This is a genomic window from Rhizobium phaseoli, from assembly GCF_001664385.1.
In the GTDB taxonomy this organism is placed as follows: Bacteria; Pseudomonadota; Alphaproteobacteria; order Rhizobiales; family Rhizobiaceae; genus Rhizobium; species Rhizobium phaseoli.
Genome location: NZ_CP013532.1, coordinates 3,864,182 through 3,882,573, shown reverse-complemented (window position 1 = coordinate 3,882,573; position 18,392 = coordinate 3,864,182). Strand labels below are relative to the sequence as shown.

Here is an 18,392-nt window from a genome sequence, read left to right as displayed (position 1 = left end):
CTTAGCGTGCGACCAGGCCTTCGCGCTGGGCGCGCTTGCGGGCCAGCTTGCGAACGCGGCGAACAGCTTCGGCCTTTTCGCGCGCACGCTTCTGCGACGGCTTCTCGTAGTAGTCGCGCATCTTCATTTCGCGGAAAATGCCTTCGCGCTGCATCTTCTTCTTGAGAGCGCGGAGAGCCTGATCGACATTGTTATCGCGGACAAGTACCTGCACGAGAATCACGTTCCTTTGGTTTGGTTGATGCCTGAGGCGGCGCAGCGCCAGGGGCAAAAAAATAACGTTCGCGCGGCCGCAGCCTTGCGATTGGTGATGCGGGATATCAGATCGAGTAGGGGAAGTCCAGACGGATATGGGAGACGGGCGGAAAAATCACACCTGGCCGGCATCCTGTCTCGATCGCGCCGACTCCGGCAAGGCTTCATCCAGAGCTGCGATCGCCTCCTTGAGCGCCGTCCTGACCCGCAGGCGGTCGGCAGGCTCCACTCGGCTCATATCCAGATGCAGGTCGAGGCCGGAGAGGTGTTCGCTCAGAACGCGGCTCTTATGGTCCGCACCGAGCGTCAGCCCGTCCACGGCATAGGGCACGATCTCGCGCTGTATGCCCTTCATCGTGATCGGCGGCAGCGGATGAGCGGCGACGATTTCGTTCACCAGAGCATAGGTTTCGTAGCTGATGACGATCTCTCCGCCCTGGGCGATCGATTGCAGGCGGGCGGCGAGATTGGCTTCGGCGCCGATGATCGTATAGTCCATGCGGTCGTTGCTGCCGAAATTGCCGACGTTGCAATAGCCGCTGTTGATTCCCATGCGCACGACGAAAGGCTCTTCGGTGCCATTTCTGCGCCATCTGTCCTTGAGTTCGCCGAGGCGGCGCTGCATGTCGACGGCCATGCGCAGGCAGGCCTTCGCATCCTCCTCCGGTCCCTTTGTTTCCGGATCGCCGAAGAAGACCAGCATGGCGTCGCCGATGAACTTGTCGACCGTGCCGCCGTGGGCGAGCGCAATGTTCGACATTTCGGTCAGATATTCGTTGAGCATCTCCGTCAGCGCTTCCGGCTGCAGCCGCTCTGTGGTCGCGGTGAAATCCTTGATGTCGGAGAAGAAGATCGTCAGCCGCTTGCGTTCGGTATGGACCACCACGTCCTTTTGTCCGCTGAAAATGCTCTTGTAGATCTGCGGCGAGAGGTAGCGTGAAATCTTAAGGGAAACGCCGGCGAGGAATTCATTAGCCGCTTCCAAATCCCGGTTGGCGTTGTGGATCGCGCGCGCCTGCTGCCGCTGCAGCAGAATGAAACTGAGGCCGATGATGGCGACAAAGAGAAAATAGCAGAGCAGGTATTTGAAGGCGAAGACGTTGCTGGCATAGGGCTGCCGGATGATCACTTCCTGGATGCCGCGCACATCGCCCACCTTCCAATCGGTCTTTGGGCTTTCCGGGTGGCTATTGTGGCAGGCAACGCAGGCCTGCCCCATGACGACGGGGGTGATGAACCGCAGGGTATCGGTCAATCCGACACGCGTGAGATCGTTCAGCGTCTGTTGCGGATTGGCGCGCAGCGCCGCAAGCGCCCGTTTCTCGAAGTCGTCGAGTTCGTGGGATGCGCGGCTCTTGAACGGCAGGTCGGAGACGAAACGATAGGTAATATTGGCCTGCTGTTCCTTGATGACGTCGCCAAGCTCGAGCGAAAGTGTCGCCGGCAGCGGGATGGCGCCTGGAATATTGGCGTAGTTGTGGGAGACGACCGTGCCGGCGGTCGCCCCGCTGGCATGCGCGGCCAGAACGCGTCCGACGACGTTCGCCGAATAATAGGAGCGAATGCTCGATATCAGCGAGCTCATGTCACGCGCCTGCCGCCGCAAGGTATTTCCCGAGAGATCGCTGATGTCGAGCCAGACGGCAAGCGGTAGCCCGGCCAGCATTGCCAGCACGACGGCGATCAGCCAGTAGCCGCTTCGGCGCGCGGCGGATTCGGAAATCACGGCGATCCTTCCCCTTCTCTTGAAAAAAGCGTGCGATTTTAAATCGGCACAAGAACATTTCGCCGGGCGCCCGGCAAGGTCGAAGCCTTGTCATCCCGGTAAAAGCCCCGCCAAAATCAAGGCCGCGGGCTGATTGAAGGCGCTCCTTATCGGCTGAGTGGAAAGACGAAGGGCAGGAGGTCGAAAACGGAGCGTCCTGGACGCGTCCGTGAATGGCATTCGGGCCGAAAGCGGCGTAGCCTATCTGCCGGCAGACGCAGGCCGCTTCATCGGCCGCGGGAGGGACAGCCGGTGAGATGATGACGCGCGCGCAGCAAATCGGTGTGGTTATCGGCCTGGCGATCGTGGCGGCGCTGACGATGCTGCGGGCGGACGATCCCGGGATTTTCAAGCTGATCCGCGGGGTGACCTTCGACGAATATCAGCGGCTGGTCCCGAGAAGCTTCGAACCGATGCCGGTCCGCGTGGTCGACATCGACGAGGCTTCGCTGCGCGAATTCGGCCAGTGGCCGTGGCCGCGGGACAGGCTGGCCCTGCTGGTGGACAGGCTCTCGCAAATGGGGGCCGCCGCCATCGCCTTTGATGTTCTTTTCGCCGAGCCGGACAGGCTGTCGCCGCGCAACGTCGTTCGCGAGGTCGCCGGGGTCGATCCGCTGCTGGCTGAGAAATTGCCTGACAACGACGAGATATTCGCCGGTTCGATTGCCGGCAAACCCGTCGTGCTCGGCTTCGGCTTGTCCAACGAGGGCGGATACCGGCCGCCCGTCAAGGCGGGCTTCGCCTTTACCGGAGAAAGCCCGGTCTCGGCTCCGCCCTTTCTCAGCGCTTCGACGCCGCTCAGGCCGCAACTGGAGGCCAATGCAGCCGGGCTTGGCCATATCAGCCTCAATCCCGGCAATCCCTCGCCTGTGGTTCGTGCAGTTCCGCTGTTCCTGACCGATGGCGAGCAACTCTATCCGAATCTGGCGATCGAGGCGCTGCGGGTCGCCCAAGGGGTGTCGACCTATGTGCTGTCGGGCGCGCCCGATCGCGCCGGGGTGATGACATCGGCAAAGATTGGCGATTTCGTCGTGCCGCTGACGGCGGCTGGCGAACTCTGGCTCTATGTCACGCCGGACCGGGCCGAGCGCTATATTTCTGCCCGCCAGGTGATCGCCGGTGCAGGTGCAAGCCCGGACGTGGCGGCCGCAGTCAACGGCAGCATCATTTTCGTCGGAACTTCGGCCGCCGGCCTGCAGGACATTCGCGTCACTGCGCTCGGCGAGAATGTCCCCGGCGTTTCGCTGCATGCGCAGGCCGTCGAGCAGATTCTCTCTGGCCAGTTCCTGTCGCGGCCCGATTGGGCGGACGGGCTGGAAATCCTTGTCATCGCGGTGCTCGGATGTCTGCTCGTCGTGGTGACGACCTTCGTCAGTCCCGCCGTTGCTCTGATCTGCGGTCTTCTGATCACGGCAATGGCGCTTGTGGCGTCCTGGTTGTCGTTTCTCTATGCGGGCCTTCTCTTCGATCCGCTGGCTCCGATCATCAGCGGATCGATCACCCATTTTGCCGCGACCTCGTTCCGGATCCTGGTGATCGACCGGGAGCGGCGCGCGGTGCGACGCGCCTTCGGGCACTATCTGTCGCCGTCGCTGCTCCATCGCATCGAGCATACCCGCGATGCATTGCGGCTCGGCGGCGACGACCGCGAACTGACCGTCATGTTCGTCGATGTCAGGAACTTCACCGAGATCAGCGAGCGACTGGCGCCGGCCGAGGTCGTCAGGTTCCTGAACACGCTGCTCGATGCGCTGAGCCGCCATGTGGTGGCCAATGAAGGCACGCTCGACAAATTCATCGGCGATTCGATCATGGCGTTCTGGAATGCGCCCATCGATGTGACAGATCATGCGACAAAGGCGGTTCGCGCCGCACTTGCCATGCGCGAGACGCTGACCGAATTGAATGCCGGCGACGCTTTCGGTTTTGGGCCCGGGCAACAGGTCGGCATCGGCATCGGCATCCATACCGGCCTTGCCTGCGTCGGCAATATGGGTGCCAAAACGCGCTTCAACTATTCGGCGGTCGGCGATGCCGTCAATGTCGCGGCGCGCATCGAATCCTGCTGCAAGGAGGTCGGCTTCGATATTCTGATATCCGACAGCACGGCAAAGCTGGTGCAGACCATGGCGCTGGTCGAGGCTGGCGCCATCCCGCTCAAGGGGAAGAGCAGCCGAACGAAGATCCTCGCGGTGGTCGGCAATGAGCGCGTCGCGGCATCCCGGGAATTTGCCGCCCTCGATATCGTTCACCGGCAACTGATCCAGGCTTTGCATTCGCATTCGAGGAACACGCGCAAGCTTGTCGGGACCGCAAAACTCAGAGCGGCGCAGGTGATCGGCGGTTTGACGGAGTTTTACCAGCGGATTTCTGCCAGGACCGACCACTTCCGGGACGTGTCCGAGGACATCGAGAAGAACGCCGCTGATTGAGGGGTCTCAGCGGCTGTGATTGAAATTCCAGCTTCTGTCGTGGTTGCGATCCCAGTCGTGATGGCGATGATCCCTGTTGTCGTCCCCATGATCCCTATGATGCTCGCCGTGGTCGTCATGGCGCCCGTGGCGGTCCGGCTTGTCATGCTCATCATGCACGTCGGGTTTATCCGGCCTATCATGATGCGGCCTATCGTAATGCGGCCTGTCGTGATGGGGCTTGTCGTGATGGTGCTCATGATGCGGCTTGTCGTGATGCGGTGTGTCGGGTTTGTTCGGCCGTTCTTTCTGCGGCTCGACAGGTGTTTGCGGCGGATCCTGGCGTTGCGGCGCGGGCGTGGCTGCCGGCGGCGGCGGGCTCCGATCGCTTCTTTCCGGCAGCAGTGAGGCCATTCCGCAGCCGCCCAGCATGCCGAGGCCGCCGGAAAGCCGTTGATTGCCGGAAAGGAAGGGCAGGGCACGCTGGTTCCCAAGTCTGCTAAGAACGTTGCGATCGACCCGGCCGGCTGCCGTCATATCGCCATTCGGTTTGGCGACAACGCAATCGCAGCGTTGCTGCAGCTGGCGACAGCCACCGGGGCCGCAGAAGTTGGCCGCGCCGTTCAAGAGGACGACGGCGGTGGTGCCGTCGGGGCCGACATAGAAATCGAATGCGGTGCCGCGCACGCCGATCGTGCCGGCCGGCGTCAGGATTTGATAGGCCGAAGATTTCGAGTTGCCGCTGACCCAGCGGAAGGTCCCCTTGGCCGCCCTGATGGTGAGTTTCCTGACCGATTGGGAATCATCGAAGACATATTTGTCGATAACGACGGAGGAACCCCAGCCGACTGCGAGCTTTGTGCCGTCACGAAACACAAACTGGCCGAGCCCGGATTGCGACGTCCTGATGCGTTCGTCGCGGTGCACGCTGGTATTGACCTCAATCGGTCCGGCCTGTCCGGTGACTTCGGTCTTGATGAGGACAGCCTGGCCGACCGGCTCGGCGGCGAGCGCCACCTGGGCGCTGCAAAACGCGACGAAAAGCGCGTGGAAGAATGAACGCCGACCCCACATCATGCAAGAACCCCGGCAATGGGGCGAGAATTAACATTTTAGTAACTGCTTGTCTTCTCGCCCTCTTGGGTGAGGGCTAATGCCGCCCCGGTGCATGGCATTCGCTGCGGCGCCGGAGGCAGAGAAACAGGGCGCTTTTCGACATCATGTCGCTCAGTGTCAAAACCAAAGCTCTCGCGCGTCGCAAAAGAGCCGTTGTGCCGCATTTGGATTTGCGATTTGTATGGGCACGGAGAATAGCCTGCCCGAAGGAGAAGAAGGCGGATGCGGAAATATTCGGTTTTTGCCGTGGCGCGAGAGGCCCTGCGCGGTCATCGGGGTTGGGAGAAGCAGTGGACGTCGCCGGAACCGCGCGCCGAATACGACGTCGTCATCATCGGCGCCGGCGGACACGGCCTGGGCGCCGCCTATTATCTCGCCAAGGAGCATGGCATCACCAATGTGGCGGTGATCGAGAAGGGCTGGCTCGGCGGCGGCAATACCGGGCGAAACACCACCATCATCCGCTCGAACTATCTCTATGAAGAGAGCATGCACATTTACGAGCATTCGATGAAGCTCTGGGAGGGGCTATCGCAGGAGCTCAATTACAATGTGATGTATTCGCCGCGCGGCGTGATGATGCTCTCGCACAATATTCACGACCAGCAGTCCTTCAAGCGACATATCCACGCCAACCGGCTCTACGGCATCGACAATGAGTGGCTGACGCCGGAACAGGCGAAGGCCTATTGCCCGCCGCTCGATATCTCCGCCAGCGCGCGCTACCCGATCAACGGTGCGGCGCTCCAGCGGCGCGGCGGCACGGCGAGGCATGATGCGGTCGCTTGGGGTTATGCCCGCGCAGCATCGGACCGCGGTGTCCATATCATCCAGAATTGCGAAGTGACCGGCATCCGGCGTGCGCCCGATGGACGCGTGACCGGTGTGGAGACTACGCGCGGGTTCATCGGCGCCAGAAAGATCGGCGTGTCGGCAGCCGGCCACACGACGACGATCATGAAAATGGCCGATGTGCGGGTGCCGCTGCAGTCGAGCCCGCTGCAGGCGCTGGTGTCCGAGCCGCTGAAGCCGATCTTCCCATGCGTCGTCATGTCAAACACGGTGCATGCCTATATCTCCCAGTCCGACAAGGGAGAACTCGTCATCGGCGCCGGCACCGACCAATACAATTCCTACTCACAGACCGGCGGGCTGCAGATCATCACCCACACGCTCGATGCCATCTGCGAGCTCTTCCCGATGTTCCGGCGCGTCAAGATGATGCGCCAATGGGGCGGCATCGTCGACAACACGCCGGATCGTTCGGCCATCCAGTCGAAGACGCCGGTTCCCGGGCTTTACGTCAATTGCGGCTGGGGCACCGGCGGCTTCAAGGCGACGCCGGGCTCGGCCAATCTCTTCGCCCATCTTATCGCCCGCGACGAACCGCACAAGTTCAGCGCCGGCCTGACGCTGGAGCGTTTCCGCAGCGGCCGGCTGATCGACGAGGCTGCTGCGGCGGCGGTGGCGCACTGACGATGGGTGCTTTCGTGCTAACGCTCGCTCCTTTCGTCACTCACCCCCTCATCCGTCTTTCAGGCACCTTCTCTCCGCTGGGGAGAAGTGGAGGAGAAGGAAATCCTACATGCTGCTGATCCATTGCCCTTACTGCCAGGAAGAGCGCTCCGAGCTCGAATTCCGTGGCGCGGGTGACGCGCATATCGCGCGGCCCACCAACATGGCCTCGATATCGGATGAGGAATTCGAGGCCTATTTCTTTCTGCGCGACAATCCGAAGGGGCTGATCTTCGAACGCTGGCGGCATATCCACGGCTGCGGGCGCTTCTTCAACGCCGCGCGCGACACGGTGAGCGACAAGTTCATCATGACCTACAAGGCAGGCGAGCCGAAGCCCGAGATTGGGGCTGCGGCCGAGAAACATGCGCCTGTCGAGACATATGAAGCCCTGGAAGGAGAGGCGCAATGAGCGGCGTCAACCGTATCGCCGGCAAGGGGCGTCTGACGCCGGCCAAAACCGCGCGCTTCAGCTTCGACGGCAAAAGTTACACGGCGCTCGAAGGCGATAGCGTCGCCTCGGCGCTGATCGCTCACGACGTGCATCTCGTCGGCCGTTCGTTCAAGTATCATCGGCCGCGCGGCATTCTGTCGGCCGGCGCCGAGGAGCCGAACGCCCTGATCGACGTCGCTCGCGATGCCGCACGCAAGCAGCCGAACGTGCGTGCCACCGTGCAGGAAGTCTTCGACGGCATGATCGTCAGCTCGCAGAATCGCTGGCCGTCGCTTGCCCGCGATGTCGGGGCCATCAACAATCTGATGGCGCCGTTCTTTGCCGCCGGCTTCTACTACAAGACCTTCATGTGGCCGCGCGCCGCCTGGAAGCACGTCTATGAACCGCTTATCCGTCGCGCCGCCGGCCTCGGTGTTGCGCCGAAGGAAGGCGATCCGGATCATTATGCCAGCCGTTACGCCCATTGCGACGTGCTGGTGGTCGGCGCCGGCGTTGCCGGGCTGTCAGCGGCGTTGGCCGCGGCCCGGACCGGCGTCAGGGTAATCCTCTGCGACGAGCAGCCGGAAGCGGGCGGTGCGCTGCGCTATGATGCCGGCGCCAAGATCGACGGGCAGGACGGCTTCACCTGGGCGCAGAAGACCGTGGCGCAGCTGAAGGCGATGGACAATGTCGAAGTGCTGCTGCGCACGACTGCCTTCGGCTACTACAACCACAATTTCGTCGGTCTCGCCGAGCGCGTCACCGACCATTTGGCCAATCCGGCCCATGATCTGCCGCGCGAGCGGCTCTGGCAGGTCCGGGCCAAGCGCGTGGTCCTCGCCAACGGCGCGATCGAACGGCACATGGTATTTCCGAACAACGACCGGCCAGGCATCATGCTGGCCTCGGCGGCGCGGACCTATCTCAACCATTACGGCGTCGCTGTCGGCACGAATGTCGGCATCTATACGGCCCACGATTCGGCCTATGAAGCGGCTTTCGATCTGAAACGAGCAGGTGTCTCGATCGCCGCTATCGTCGATGTCAGGCAGGCGCCGGGTGCGGCGGTGCTGGCGGAGGCGCGGGCGCTCGGTATCGATGTCCTGGCCGGCCAGTCGGTCATCAACACGGCTGGGCGGCTGCGCATCTCGTCGATGACGGTGGCGCGCAACGGCGGCGGTTCGCCGCGTAAGATCGCGGTCGATGCACTGCTGGTTTCGGCCGGCTGGACGCCGTCGGTGCATCTGTTCTCGCAGTCGCGCGGCAAAGTCGCCTTCGACGCTGAAAGCCAGCGCTTCCTGCCCGGCTCCTACGCGCAGGACTGCCTGTCGGTCGGCGCCTGCAACGGCACCGACGACCTGCAGCAGACGATCGAAGAATCGCTTGCCGCCGGCGAGCTGATGGCCCAGGCCACCGGCGGAAGCCGCGGCGAGAAGATCGCAATTTCGGCCGAGCAGGCCTTCGAATGGACAGGCGGCATGATCGGTGCTGCCGAAGGCGCCGGGCCGAAAACCAATGCCAAGGCCTTCATCGACTTCCAGCACGATGTCTGTGCCAAGGATATCCGCCTTGCCGTGCGCGAGGGCATGCATTCGATCGAGCACATCAAGCGCTTTACGACGAATGGAATGGCCTCGGACCAGGGCAAGCTTTCGAACATGCACGGCCTGGCGATCGCAGCCGAAATGCTCGGCAAGGAAATCCCGCAGGTCGGTCTCACCACCTTCCGCGCGCCCTACACGCCGGTCACCTACGGCACGCTGATCGGCCATTCGCGCGGACCGCTGTTCGATCCGACGCGCAAGACGCCGCTGCATGGCTGGGAAGAAGCCCATGGCGCCGTTTTCGAAGATGTCGGCAACTGGAAACGCGCCTGGTTCTATCCGCGTGCCGGCGAGAACATGCATCAGGCGGTCGCGCGCGAATGCCGCACGGCCCGAGAGTCGGCTGGTATTTTCGACGCTTCGACGCTTGGCAAGATCGAAGTGGTGGGGCCGGATGCGGCGAAGTTCCTCAACCTCATCTACACCAATGCCTGGGATACGCTGAAGCCGGGCAAGGCCCGCTACGGCATCATGACCCGCGAAGACGGCTTCGTTTATGACGACGGCGTCGTCGGGCGACTGGCCGAGGACCGTTTCCATGTCACGACGACGACCGGCGGAGCGCCGCGCGTTCTTCACCACATGGAAGATTACCTGCAGACGGAATTCCCGGACCTGAAGGTATGGCTGACCTCGGTCACCGAGCAATGGGCCGTCATTGTCGTGCAGGGACCGAAGGCGCGCGCGATCGTCGAGCCGCTGGTCGAAGGCGTCGACCTCTCAAACGAGACCTTCCCGCATATGAGCGTTGCCGAGTGCACGGTTTGCGGCGTGCCGGCGCGGCTCTTCCGCGTCTCCTTCACCGGCGAAATCGGTTTCGAAATCAACGTGCCGGCCGATTATGGCCAGTCCGTGCTCGAAGCCGTCTGGGCCAATGCCGAACCACTCGGCGCTTGCGTCTACGGCACGGAGACGATGCACGTTCTGCGCGCCGAAAAGGGCTACATCATCGTCGGCCAGGATACTGACGGGACGGTTACTCCTGATGACGCGGGCGTTGCCTGGGCCGTTTCGAAGAAGAAGAAGGACTTTGTCGGCATTCGCGGCCTGCAGCGGCCGGACCTCGTCAAGGAGGGACGCAAGCAGCTCGTCGGGCTTCTCACTAAGGATCCGAAGCTGGTGCTCGAGGAAGGCGCTCAGGTCGTCGCCAACCCGAACGAACCGAAGCCGATGACAATGCTCGGCCACGTCACCTCGGCCTATTGGTCGGAAAACTGCGGCCGGTCGATCGCCTTCGCGCTCGTCGCCGGTGGCCGGGCGCGGATAGGCGAGACGCTCTACGTGCCGATGCCGGACCGGACGATCGCCGTCGAGGTGACGGATCTGGTGTTCTTTGACAAGGAAGGAGGCCGCATCCATGGCTGATGTCGCAATTCGCAAGCCAGTGCTTGCCGGCCGTCTCGGCGGCTCCGCTACGGTACGGCTGACGGTGGCGCCGGCAGCGAGCCGGGTGGCGCTGCGCGCGCCGGCGGAATCGCTTGCCGCGCTTTCCAAAGCGCTCGGTCTTACCCTGCCGAACGCTCCGAAAACATCTAGCCGGGCCGGCGCGCGGTCGGTGCTCTGGATCGGGCCGGACGAATGGCTTGTCATCGACGAGGATGGCGCCGATCTGATGGCGGTGTTGTCAGGCGTCGGCGCCGTGCATTCGGCGACCGACGTTTCCCACCGCAATGTCGCAATCATCGTCTCGGGACCGGGCGCGGAAAAGACGCTTGCCGCCGGTTGCCCGCAGGATCTGTCGCTTTCTTCCTTTGCGGTCGGGGCTGCGTCTCGCACGATCTTCGGCAAGGCGGAAATCGTGCTTCTGCGCACGGATGAAGAGACGTTCCGGGTCGAATGCTGGCGGTCGTTTTCCGACTTCGTCTTCGGGCTGCTCAACGAGGCGGCTCATGATGCCGGCCATTGAGCCCGGACCAGTCCTGCCTGCATAGGGCGCCCATTCGAGGGAGGAAAAATGCTGCAACATGCCTCCCTCGGCGTTTCCGATATAGAGCAGTCGGCGGCATTTTACGATGCCGCCCTCGGCGCCCTCGGTTATGTCAAGGTCTGGGATGACATCAGGCCTGGTCAGACGGGACAGGCGGTCGGCTATGGCCTTCCCGGCGGCGGCGACAAGCTGGCGATCAAACATCGGCCAGAGGGTCAGCGCCCAGCCGGCCCAGGATTTCATCTGGCTTTTGCCGCGCTAAGCCGTGAGGCGGTCGATGCGTTCCATGCCGCGGCAATCGCGCATGGCGGTCGTGACAATGGCGCTCCCGGTCTGCGGCCTCATTACGGCGAGCACTATTATGCCGCCTTCGTCATCGATCCGGACGGTCACGCTCTTGAAGCGGTTCTCAATTCCGCAGAATCATAGCCGCATCCGGGCTTAGACGTCCTCGGGACGATCCTTCGGGTCGAACTGGATGATGGTGATCCACCTGGCCGTCAGGGCCGGCTTCTTCTCGTTTTCGATTTCGATCGTGACGTCGTAGGTGGTCATCAGCATGCCGCCGCCGCGGAAGCGGGCGTCGGAGAGCAGGAAGCGGCCGCGCACGCGGGCGCCGCTTTTGACCGGCGTCATGAAGCGGACGCGGTCGAAGCCGTAATTGATGCCCATGGTCTGCTCGCGCACCTTCGGCAGGCAGTTGTAATTCATCGCCGAGAGCAGAGACAGTGTCAGGAAACCATGGGCGATGGTGCCGCCGAAGGGGCTCTCGGCGGCGGCGCGCTCCGGATCGACATGAATGAACTGGTGGTCATCCGTTGCCCCCGCGAAAGCGTCGATCATCGTCTGGTCGACGGTGACCCAATCCGAAAGGCCCGTTTCCATGCCGATCAATCCCCGCACGTCGGAGAGTGAAATTTCCGTGCCCATGCATTTCCTCGTCAGATAAGCCCGCCGGGCCAAAGCCTTATCGTGCATTTATGACGATTGCGACAAGGATTTGCGCCAAGGGGAGGCGCCGGTCATTTTTCTATGAAAAAGGCGACGGAGCGTGGCTCGACGGTGACTCGGGCGCCGGACTTCTTCGTACCCGCCGGCGTCAATTGACGCCACGACGCTTCGCCTTCCGACGGAAGCGTAAAGAGTTCGCGGCTTTCGGAACGATTGAAGAGCACGGCAAGCCGGGTCCGCCTGCCCTTTGAGGCCCGGTCGCCGGTCGCCAGCAGCATGCCGAGGGTTGGGAGCGACGGCGTCTCCCATTCGGCGACCGTCATCGGTTCGCCCGAAACCGAAATCCATTCGACGTCGCCATTCCCCGACAGGAAATCCGTTTCAGAAAAGACGGTGAAGCGGCGGCGCAGCCCGGAGACGAAGGCGGTATGGGCGATGAGAGCCTCATCCAATGCCTTCCAGTCGAGCCACGTGATTGCGTTGTCCTGGCAGTAAGCGTTGTTGTTGCCGCGCTGGCTGCGTCCGCCTTCGTCGCCCGCCGTCAGCATGATGCTGCCGCGGGTGGCAAAGAGCGTTGATAGCAGCGCCATCACATCGTTTATCCGGCGCTTGCGGATCGAGGGGTAGAGCGTTTCGCCTTCGAGGCCGTTGTTCCACGAGTGGTTTTCATTGTGGCCGTCGCGGTTGTGCTCGCCATTGGCGTCGTTGTGCTTTCCGGCATAGGAGACCAGGTCGATCAGCGTGAAACCGTCATGGGCGGCCAGGAAATTGACGCTGCGCGTCCCTTGGCCGTCGTTGCGGGAGAAGATGTCGGACGAGCCGGCAAGCGCGGTTGCCAGGGCGCCGGTCTTCCACTGGTCACCGCGCCAGTAACAGCGCAAATCGTCGCGCACCCGGTCGTTCCATTCGAGGAAGGACGACGGGAAGTTGCCGAGCTGATAACCGCCCGGACCGATGTCCCAGGGTTCGGCGATCATGATCCGGTCGGCGAGCACATTATCGGCCAGAATGGCGGCAAGCGTTCCGCCGTCGCGCTCGAAGCCGGTCGCAGTGCGGCCGAGGACGGGCGCAAGATCGAAGCGAAAACCGTCGACGCCGGCGTTGAGCACGAAATGGCGCAGGCTGTCGATGACGAGACGGCGAACTTCGGGATGGTCGCAGGCGAGCGTGTTGCCGGTTCCAGTATCGTTGACCAGCTCGCCTGGGCAATTCTGGACATGGCGGAAATAATGCAGGTTGTCGAGGCCGCGCAGCGACAGCGTCGTGCCGTACCGGTCGCTCTCGCCGGTATGATTGAAGACGAGGTCGAGGATGACGGCGATGCCTTCGGCGTGGAGGGCGGCGACCGTCTCGCGCAGCTCCGCCATGCCGCCGGGAGCAAGCCGCGGATCGAGCGCCATGAAGGCGACGGGATTGTAGCCCCAGCCGTTGGTGAGGCCGAGCGGCGGCAGGTGGCGTTCGTCGATCCAGGCGGTGATCGGCATCAGTTCGACGGCATCGACGCCGATCCGCTTCAGGTGGGCGATGATCGAGGGATGGGCAAGGGCTGCGATGGTGCCGCGCTGGCGTTCCGGTATGTCGGGATGGAGGATGGTAAAGGGTCGGACCGCCACTTCGTAGATGAAGCCGCCCGGTTTGAAAAGCGGCTTGGCGATGGCGGCGCGCGTCTCCGAGGTGACGATCGCCTTCGGCATCAGATCCTGGCTGTCTTCCCCATAGACGCCGAGACGTGGGTCGTAGCGGAACGGCCGGTCGATCTCCTTGGCGTAGGGATCGATCAGCAGTTTGGAAGGATCGAACCAGAGGCCGTTGTCAGGCGCGTAGATGCCATCGGCGCGATAGCCGTAGCGCGTGCCTGCCTTCAGGCCGTCGACAAACAGACGGTGGGTGTGGTCGCCGTCGCGCGCCATCGGCAGGCGCGCGAATTCCCGGTTGCCGTCCTCTTCGAAAAGGCAGAGCTCGATTTGTGCGGCGTCATGCGACCACACGGCAAATTCGACGCCGGTCTCGAAGACAATCGCGCCAGCCTGCGCCGCATTATTCCCGCGCATGTTTCCCCCGGATCAGGTGATCACGGTTGGCGCGTCGCGTCCCGTGCGTTCCCGAATGCTGGCAACGCTGTCGGCGGCCGTAATGAGATCGGCGAGCGCTTCCTGCGTTTCGATGTTGTGGCGAGTCGAATCCGGCTCGTAACGCTCGATATAGACACGCAAGGTTGCGCCAGACGTGCCGGTGCCGGAGAGACGGAAGACGACGCGGGAGCCGCCCTCGAAGAGGACGCGGATGCCCTGGTGCTCGCTTATCGATTTGTCGATCGGATCGTGATAGGCGAAATCGTCGGCTTTCTCGACCTTCAGGCTGCCGAAGCTCTTGCCGGGCAGGGTGGAAAGCTGGCTGCGGAGATTGTCCATCAGCCCGTTCGCAGCGTCGGTGTCGAGGCCTTCGTAATCGTGGCGCGAATAATAGTTGCGGCCGTAGGTCTGCCAGTGCTGGGTGACGATATCGGCGACGCTCTCGCCACGCACGGCAAGAATATTCAGCCAGAGCAGCACCGCCCAGAGGCCATCTTTTTCGCGGACGTGGCTGGATCCGGTGCCGGAGCTTTCCTCACCGCAGATCGTCGCCATGCCGGCGTCGAGCAGGTTGCCGAAGAACTTCCAGCCGGTCGGCGTCTCATACATGCCGATGCCGCGTTTTTCGGCGACGCGGTCGGCTGCACCCGAGGTCGGCATCGAGCGGGCGATGCCGGCGAGGCCGCCCGAGTAGCCGGGAGCGAGATTGGCGTTGGCGGCGAGGATCGCCAGGCTGTCGGAGGGAGTGACGAAGATGCCGCGCCCGATGATCAGATTGCGGTCGCCGTCGCCATCGGAAGCGGCGCCGAAATCAGGCGCGTCGTCGCTCATCATCTCGTCGAACAGTTCCTTGCAATGAACCGGGTTCGGGTCGGGATGATGGCCGCCGAAATCCGGCAGCGGCATGAAGTTGCGGACCGAGCCGGAGGGAGCGCCGAGGCGGTTTTCGAAGATTTCTTTCGCGTAAGGACCGGTGACGGCGCTCATGCCGTCGAAAGCGATGCGGAAGCCGAGGCTGATCAGATTGCGGATGGCGCCGAAATCGAACAGCTCTTCCATCAGCGCGGCATAGTCCTCGACCGGGTCGATGACCGAAAGGATCATGCCGCCGGGAAGCTCTTCCTTGCCGATGCGGTCGAGATTGACGTCGGCGAAATCGGTGATCTTGTAGCTGTCGATCGTCTTGGAGCGGGCATAGATCGCGTCGGTGATCTTTTCCGGCGCCGGACCGCCATTGTTGATGTTGTACTTGATGCCGAAATCTTCTGTCGGGCCGCCGGGATTGTGGCTGGCAGACAGAATGATGCCGCCGAAAGCCTTGTACTTGCGGATGATGTGGGAAGCGGCCGGCGTCGACAGGATGCCGCCCTTGCCGACCATCACCTTGCCGAAGCCGTTGGCGGCGGCCATCTTGACCGCCTTCTGGATGACTTCGCGGTTGTAGTAGCGTCCGTCGCCGCCGATGACGAGGCACTTGCCCTGGTAGCCCTCGAGCGAATCGAAGATCGACTGGATGAAGTTCTCCGCATAATTCGGCTGCTGGAAGACCGGAACCTTCTTGCGCAGGCCGGACGTGCCGGGCTTCTGGTCGAGATAGGGCGTGGTGGGTACGGACTTGATCATTTTAGGTCACATGCCTTTCGAGACGAGGCTTGAATAGAGGGCAGCGTAGCGTTCGGCGCTCTTCTCCCAGGAGACATCCGATTTCATGCCCTGCTTTTGTAATTGGGTCCAGAGTTTTCGGTCCGCATAAAAATGCATTGCACGGCGGATTGCCTGCAGCAGGCCCGTTTCCGTCACAGGTGAGAATTGTATGCCGGTTGCCACTTTCGCTGCAAGTGCGGCGTGATTGGCATCGATCACCGTGTCATTCAAGCCGCCGGTGCGCGCGACGATCGGCACGCAGCCATAACGCAGGCCGTAAAGCTGGGTCAGGCCGCAGGGCTCGAAGCGCGAGGGGATGATAATTGCGTCACAGCCGGCCTGCATCAGGTGCGACATCGGCTCGTTATAGCCGATCGAGACGCCGATGCGGCCGGGATGACGGCTGGCGGAGGCAAGCAGCGCGCCTTCAAGTGCGGCTTCGCCGGAACCGAGCACGACGAGCTTGCCGCCCATGGCGACGATTTCGTCGGCGACGTTGGCGACGAGATCCATGCCCTTCTGCCAGGTGAGACGGCTGATGACGCAGAAAATCGGAGCATCGTCATTGTCGAGATGGAAGAACTCGGCGATCGAGCGGCGGTTCTCGTCGCGGTTCTTCAGCGTCGTCGGGCCGTAATGGGTGTGGACGACGGGATCGGTTGCCGGATTCCAGATATCGGTGTCGATGCCGTTGACGATGCCGTGCAGATTGTCGATGCGGGTGGCAATGACGCCTTCGAGCCCCATGCCGAACTCCGGCGTCAGGATCTCATCGGCATAGGTGGGGCTGACAGTGGTGATCGCATGCGCGGTCTGCAGGCCGCCCTTCAGAAAGCCGGTCGTGCCGTAATATTCGACGCCGTCGATGGCGAAGGCATGACCGGGCAGCCGCAGGCCGGGAAAGATCTCGGAACCGAACTGGCCCTGGAAGGCGATGTTGTGGATCGTCAGCACGCTCGGCAGTTCCGGCGTCGGATAATAGCGCATGTAGACCGAGGTCAGCGCCGCCTGCCAGTCGTGTGTGTGCACAAGATCCGGCTGCCAGCCGGGCAGCAGGCCGGCGGCGATTTCGGCGGCGGCAAGCGACAGGGCGGCGAAACGGCGCCAATTGTCGGGGTAGTCCTTGCCGAGCGGATCGAGATAGGGGCCGCCCGGCCTGTCGTAATAGGCTGGCGCATGGAGGACGAGGAGATCGAGGCCTTCGTGCTCGACCTCGAGCACGGTTGCTTTTTCTCCGAGCAGGTCCGCGAATTCGAGCCTGACGACCGGGTCGCGAATGACCTTCATGACGGCGGGATAGCCGGGCAGGAGGGTCTTGGTCTCGACCCCGAAGGCTTTGAGAGCGATTGGCAGGGCGCCGGACACATCGGCCAGGCCCCCTGTCTTGATCAGAGGGAAGACTTCGGACGAAACCGAAAGAACTTTCATAAGTCAGATATCCAGCTTGTCGATCATCGGTTGCGTGATCAGGCAGATGCCGCTTTCCGTCCGCCGGAAGCGCTTGGCGTCGAGTTCGGGATCCTCGCCGACAACAAGACCTTCCGGAATGACGACACCGTGGTCGATCACCACATTCTTGAGCTGCGCGCGGCGTCCAATCTTCACATTCGGCAGGATGACCGCCCCTTCAAGCTTGGAGAAGGAATTGGCCCTGACACCGGTAAAGAGCAGGCTCTTGTTGAGGCTGGCGCCGGAGATGATGCAGTCGCCCGAGACGACGGAAGACGTGGCCGAGCCGCGGCGGTCCTCGTCGTCATGAACGAACTTCGCCGGCGGGGTGATCTCGGCATAGGTCCAGATCGGCCAGGACTTGTCGTAGATGTCGAGTTCCGGAACGATCGCCGTCAGGTCGATATTGGCCTGCCAATAGGCGTCGATCGTGCCGACGTCGCGCCAATAGGGCTCGTGCTCGAAATCCGATCGGACGCAGGACTTGGCGAAGCGGTGGGCGACCGCCTTACCGTTCTGAACGATATAGGGGATGATGTCCTTGCCGAAGTCGCGGCTCGAATTCGGGTCGGCGGCGTCGCGGCGCAGCGCATCGAGCAGGAACTTGGTGTGGAAGACATAGATGCCCATCGAGGCAAGCGCGAAATCCGGCTTGTCGGGGATGCCAGGCGGATCGGCCGGTTTTTCGACGAAGGCGAGAATCTCGTCCTTGTCGTTGACATGCATGACGCCGAAGCCGGTCGCCTCCATGCGCGGCACTTCCAGGCAGCCGATGGTGACGTCGGCGCCGGAATCGACGTGCTGCTGCAGCATCCATTCATAGTCCATCTTGTAGACGTGGTCGCCCGCGAGAATGACCATGTATTCGACGCCGTAATCCTCGATGATATCGATGTTCTGGTAAACGGCGTCGGCCGTGCCTTCATACCATTGCGTCTCGGAGACGCGCTGGCTGGCGGGCAGGATATCGAAGCTCTCGTTGCGTTCGGGACGGAAGAAGTTCCAGCCGCGCTGCATGTGGCGGATCAGCGAATGCGCCTTGTATTGGGTCGCGACGCCAATACGGCGAATGCCTGAATTCAGCGCGTTCGACAGAGCAAAATCGATGATGCGGGCCTTGCCGCCAAAATAGACGGCCGGCTTGGCGCGCCGGTCGGTGAGTTCCTTGAGACGGCTCCCCCTGCCGCCCGCCAGAACATAGGCCATTGCATCGCGGGCAAGTGGCTGAATACGCTTTTCTACCATTTTCT

14 protein-coding genes are annotated in these 18,392 nt (G+C 62.5%); 6 read left to right on the top strand and 8 right to left on the bottom strand.

Annotated elements, in window-relative coordinates:
• Position 1: 1 nt before the first annotated feature.
• Together rpsU and AMC88_RS18630 are read right to left on the bottom strand one after the other, a co-directional pair.
• Complete coding sequence (rpsU, locus tag AMC88_RS18635; protein WP_003585885.1) at positions 2–214, bottom strand: 30S ribosomal protein S21; 213 nt, start codon at positions 212–214, stop codon at positions 2–4.
• 156 nt (positions 215–370) lie between these two features.
• Positions 371–1,981 carry an adenylate/guanylate cyclase domain-containing protein gene (locus AMC88_RS18630; protein ID WP_012485236.1) on the bottom strand — a complete coding sequence of 537 codons (1,611 nt, stop codon included), beginning with the start codon at positions 1,979–1,981 and terminating at the stop codon, positions 371–373.
• A gap of 299 nt (positions 1,982–2,280) precedes the next feature.
• On the opposite strand from AMC88_RS18630, the gene AMC88_RS18625 reads away from it, so the two are divergent.
• The gene (locus AMC88_RS18625; RefSeq protein WP_041683939.1) at positions 2,281–4,452 is read left to right on the top strand and encodes a CHASE2 domain-containing protein; all 2,172 of its coding nucleotides are present in this window, start codon (positions 2,281–2,283) and stop codon (positions 4,450–4,452) included.
• 6 nt (positions 4,453–4,458) lie between these two features.
• On the opposite strand, the gene AMC88_RS18620 is transcribed toward AMC88_RS18625, so the two are convergent.
• The gene (locus AMC88_RS18620; protein WP_012485234.1) at positions 4,459–5,505 is read right to left on the bottom strand and encodes a FecR family protein; all 1,047 of its coding nucleotides are present in this window, start codon (positions 5,503–5,505) and stop codon (positions 4,459–4,461) included.
• A 264-nt stretch (positions 5,506–5,769) separates the two neighbouring features.
• On the opposite strand from AMC88_RS18620, the gene AMC88_RS18615 reads away from it, so the two are divergent.
• The 5 genes from AMC88_RS18615 (at position 5,770) to AMC88_RS18595 (ending at position 11,455) form a co-directional block, all read left to right on the top strand.
• Positions 5,770–7,023, top strand: coding sequence for a sarcosine oxidase subunit beta family protein (locus AMC88_RS18615; protein ID WP_012485233.1), 1,254 nt, complete (start codon positions 5,770–5,772; stop codon positions 7,021–7,023).
• A 109-nt stretch (positions 7,024–7,132) separates the two neighbouring features.
• Positions 7,133–7,474, top strand: coding sequence for a sarcosine oxidase subunit delta (locus tag AMC88_RS18610; protein WP_012485232.1), 342 nt, complete (start codon positions 7,133–7,135; stop codon positions 7,472–7,474).
• Entirely contained in the window at positions 7,471–10,464 is a 2,994-nt protein-coding gene (locus AMC88_RS18605) for a sarcosine oxidase subunit alpha (RefSeq protein WP_064825638.1), read from the top strand. The genes AMC88_RS18610 and AMC88_RS18605 overlap by 4 nt, the downstream gene beginning before the upstream one ends.
• Entirely contained in the window at positions 10,457–11,005 is a 549-nt protein-coding gene (locus tag AMC88_RS18600; RefSeq protein WP_010017079.1) for a sarcosine oxidase subunit gamma, read from the top strand. The genes AMC88_RS18605 and AMC88_RS18600 overlap by 8 nt, the downstream gene beginning before the upstream one ends.
• Positions 11,006–11,053: 48 nt before the next feature.
• Entirely contained in the window at positions 11,054–11,455 is a 402-nt protein-coding gene (locus AMC88_RS18595; RefSeq protein ID WP_012485230.1) for a VOC family protein, read from the top strand.
• Between the two features lie 12 nt (positions 11,456–11,467).
• Here the strand turns inward: AMC88_RS18595 and AMC88_RS18590 are convergent, their stop codons facing one another.
• From AMC88_RS18590 to glgC, 5 genes are all read right to left on the bottom strand, one after another.
• A complete protein-coding gene (locus AMC88_RS18590) occupies positions 11,468–11,956 on the bottom strand; it encodes a MaoC family dehydratase (protein ID WP_004668361.1) in 489 nt (162 codons plus the stop codon).
• Positions 11,957–12,048: 92 nt separating this feature from the next.
• Positions 12,049–14,028 carry a glycogen debranching protein GlgX gene (gene glgX / locus AMC88_RS18585; RefSeq protein WP_012485229.1) on the bottom strand — a complete coding sequence of 660 codons (1,980 nt, stop codon included), beginning with the start codon at positions 14,026–14,028 and terminating at the stop codon, positions 12,049–12,051.
• A gap of 12 nt (positions 14,029–14,040) precedes the next feature.
• On the bottom strand, positions 14,041–15,672 hold the full coding sequence (locus AMC88_RS18580) for an alpha-D-glucose phosphate-specific phosphoglucomutase (protein WP_004668364.1): 1,632 nt from the start codon (positions 15,670–15,672) through the stop codon (positions 14,041–14,043).
• A gap of 6 nt (positions 15,673–15,678) precedes the next feature.
• Positions 15,679–17,121, bottom strand: coding sequence for a glycogen synthase GlgA (glgA, locus tag AMC88_RS18575; protein WP_012485228.1), 1,443 nt, complete (start codon positions 17,119–17,121; stop codon positions 15,679–15,681).
• A gap of 3 nt (positions 17,122–17,124) precedes the next feature.
• Positions 17,125–18,387: a glucose-1-phosphate adenylyltransferase gene (glgC, locus tag AMC88_RS18570; RefSeq protein ID WP_004668370.1), complete on the bottom strand. Its 1,263-nt coding sequence runs from the start codon at positions 18,385–18,387 to the stop codon at positions 17,125–17,127.
• Positions 18,388–18,392 lie beyond the last annotated feature (5 nt).

What these genes read in the sequence shown, in the direction of transcription:
- AMC88_RS18590 (WP_004668361.1), bottom strand. Translation starts at nt 11,956, where the DNA reads ATGGGCACGGAAATTTCACTCTCCGACGTGCGGGGATTGATCGGCATG.
- AMC88_RS18620 (WP_012485234.1), bottom strand. Translation starts at nt 5,505, where the DNA reads ATGTGGGGTCGGCGTTCATTCTTCCACGCGCTTTTCGTCGCGTTTTGC.
- AMC88_RS18595 (WP_012485230.1), top strand. Translation starts at nt 11,054, where the DNA reads ATGCTGCAACATGCCTCCCTCGGCGTTTCCGATATAGAGCAGTCGGCG.
- AMC88_RS18605 (WP_064825638.1), top strand. Translation starts at nt 7,471, where the DNA reads ATGAGCGGCGTCAACCGTATCGCCGGCAAGGGGCGTCTGACGCCGGCC.
- AMC88_RS18615 (WP_012485233.1), top strand. Translation starts at nt 5,770, where the DNA reads ATGCGGAAATATTCGGTTTTTGCCGTGGCGCGAGAGGCCCTGCGCGGT.
- AMC88_RS18610 (WP_012485232.1), top strand. Translation starts at nt 7,133, where the DNA reads ATGCTGCTGATCCATTGCCCTTACTGCCAGGAAGAGCGCTCCGAGCTC.
- glgA (WP_012485228.1), bottom strand. Translation starts at nt 17,121, where the DNA reads ATGAAAGTTCTTTCGGTTTCGTCCGAAGTCTTCCCTCTGATCAAGACA.
- glgC (WP_004668370.1), bottom strand. Translation starts at nt 18,387, where the DNA reads ATGGTAGAAAAGCGTATTCAGCCACTTGCCCGCGATGCAATGGCCTAT.
- AMC88_RS18600 (WP_010017079.1), top strand. Translation starts at nt 10,457, where the DNA reads ATGGCTGATGTCGCAATTCGCAAGCCAGTGCTTGCCGGCCGTCTCGGC.
- AMC88_RS18580 (WP_004668364.1), bottom strand. Translation starts at nt 15,672, where the DNA reads ATGATCAAGTCCGTACCCACCACGCCCTATCTCGACCAGAAGCCCGGC.
- glgX (WP_012485229.1), bottom strand. Translation starts at nt 14,028, where the DNA reads ATGCGCGGGAATAATGCGGCGCAGGCTGGCGCGATTGTCTTCGAGACC.
- AMC88_RS18625 (WP_041683939.1), top strand. Translation starts at nt 2,281, where the DNA reads ATGACGCGCGCGCAGCAAATCGGTGTGGTTATCGGCCTGGCGATCGTG.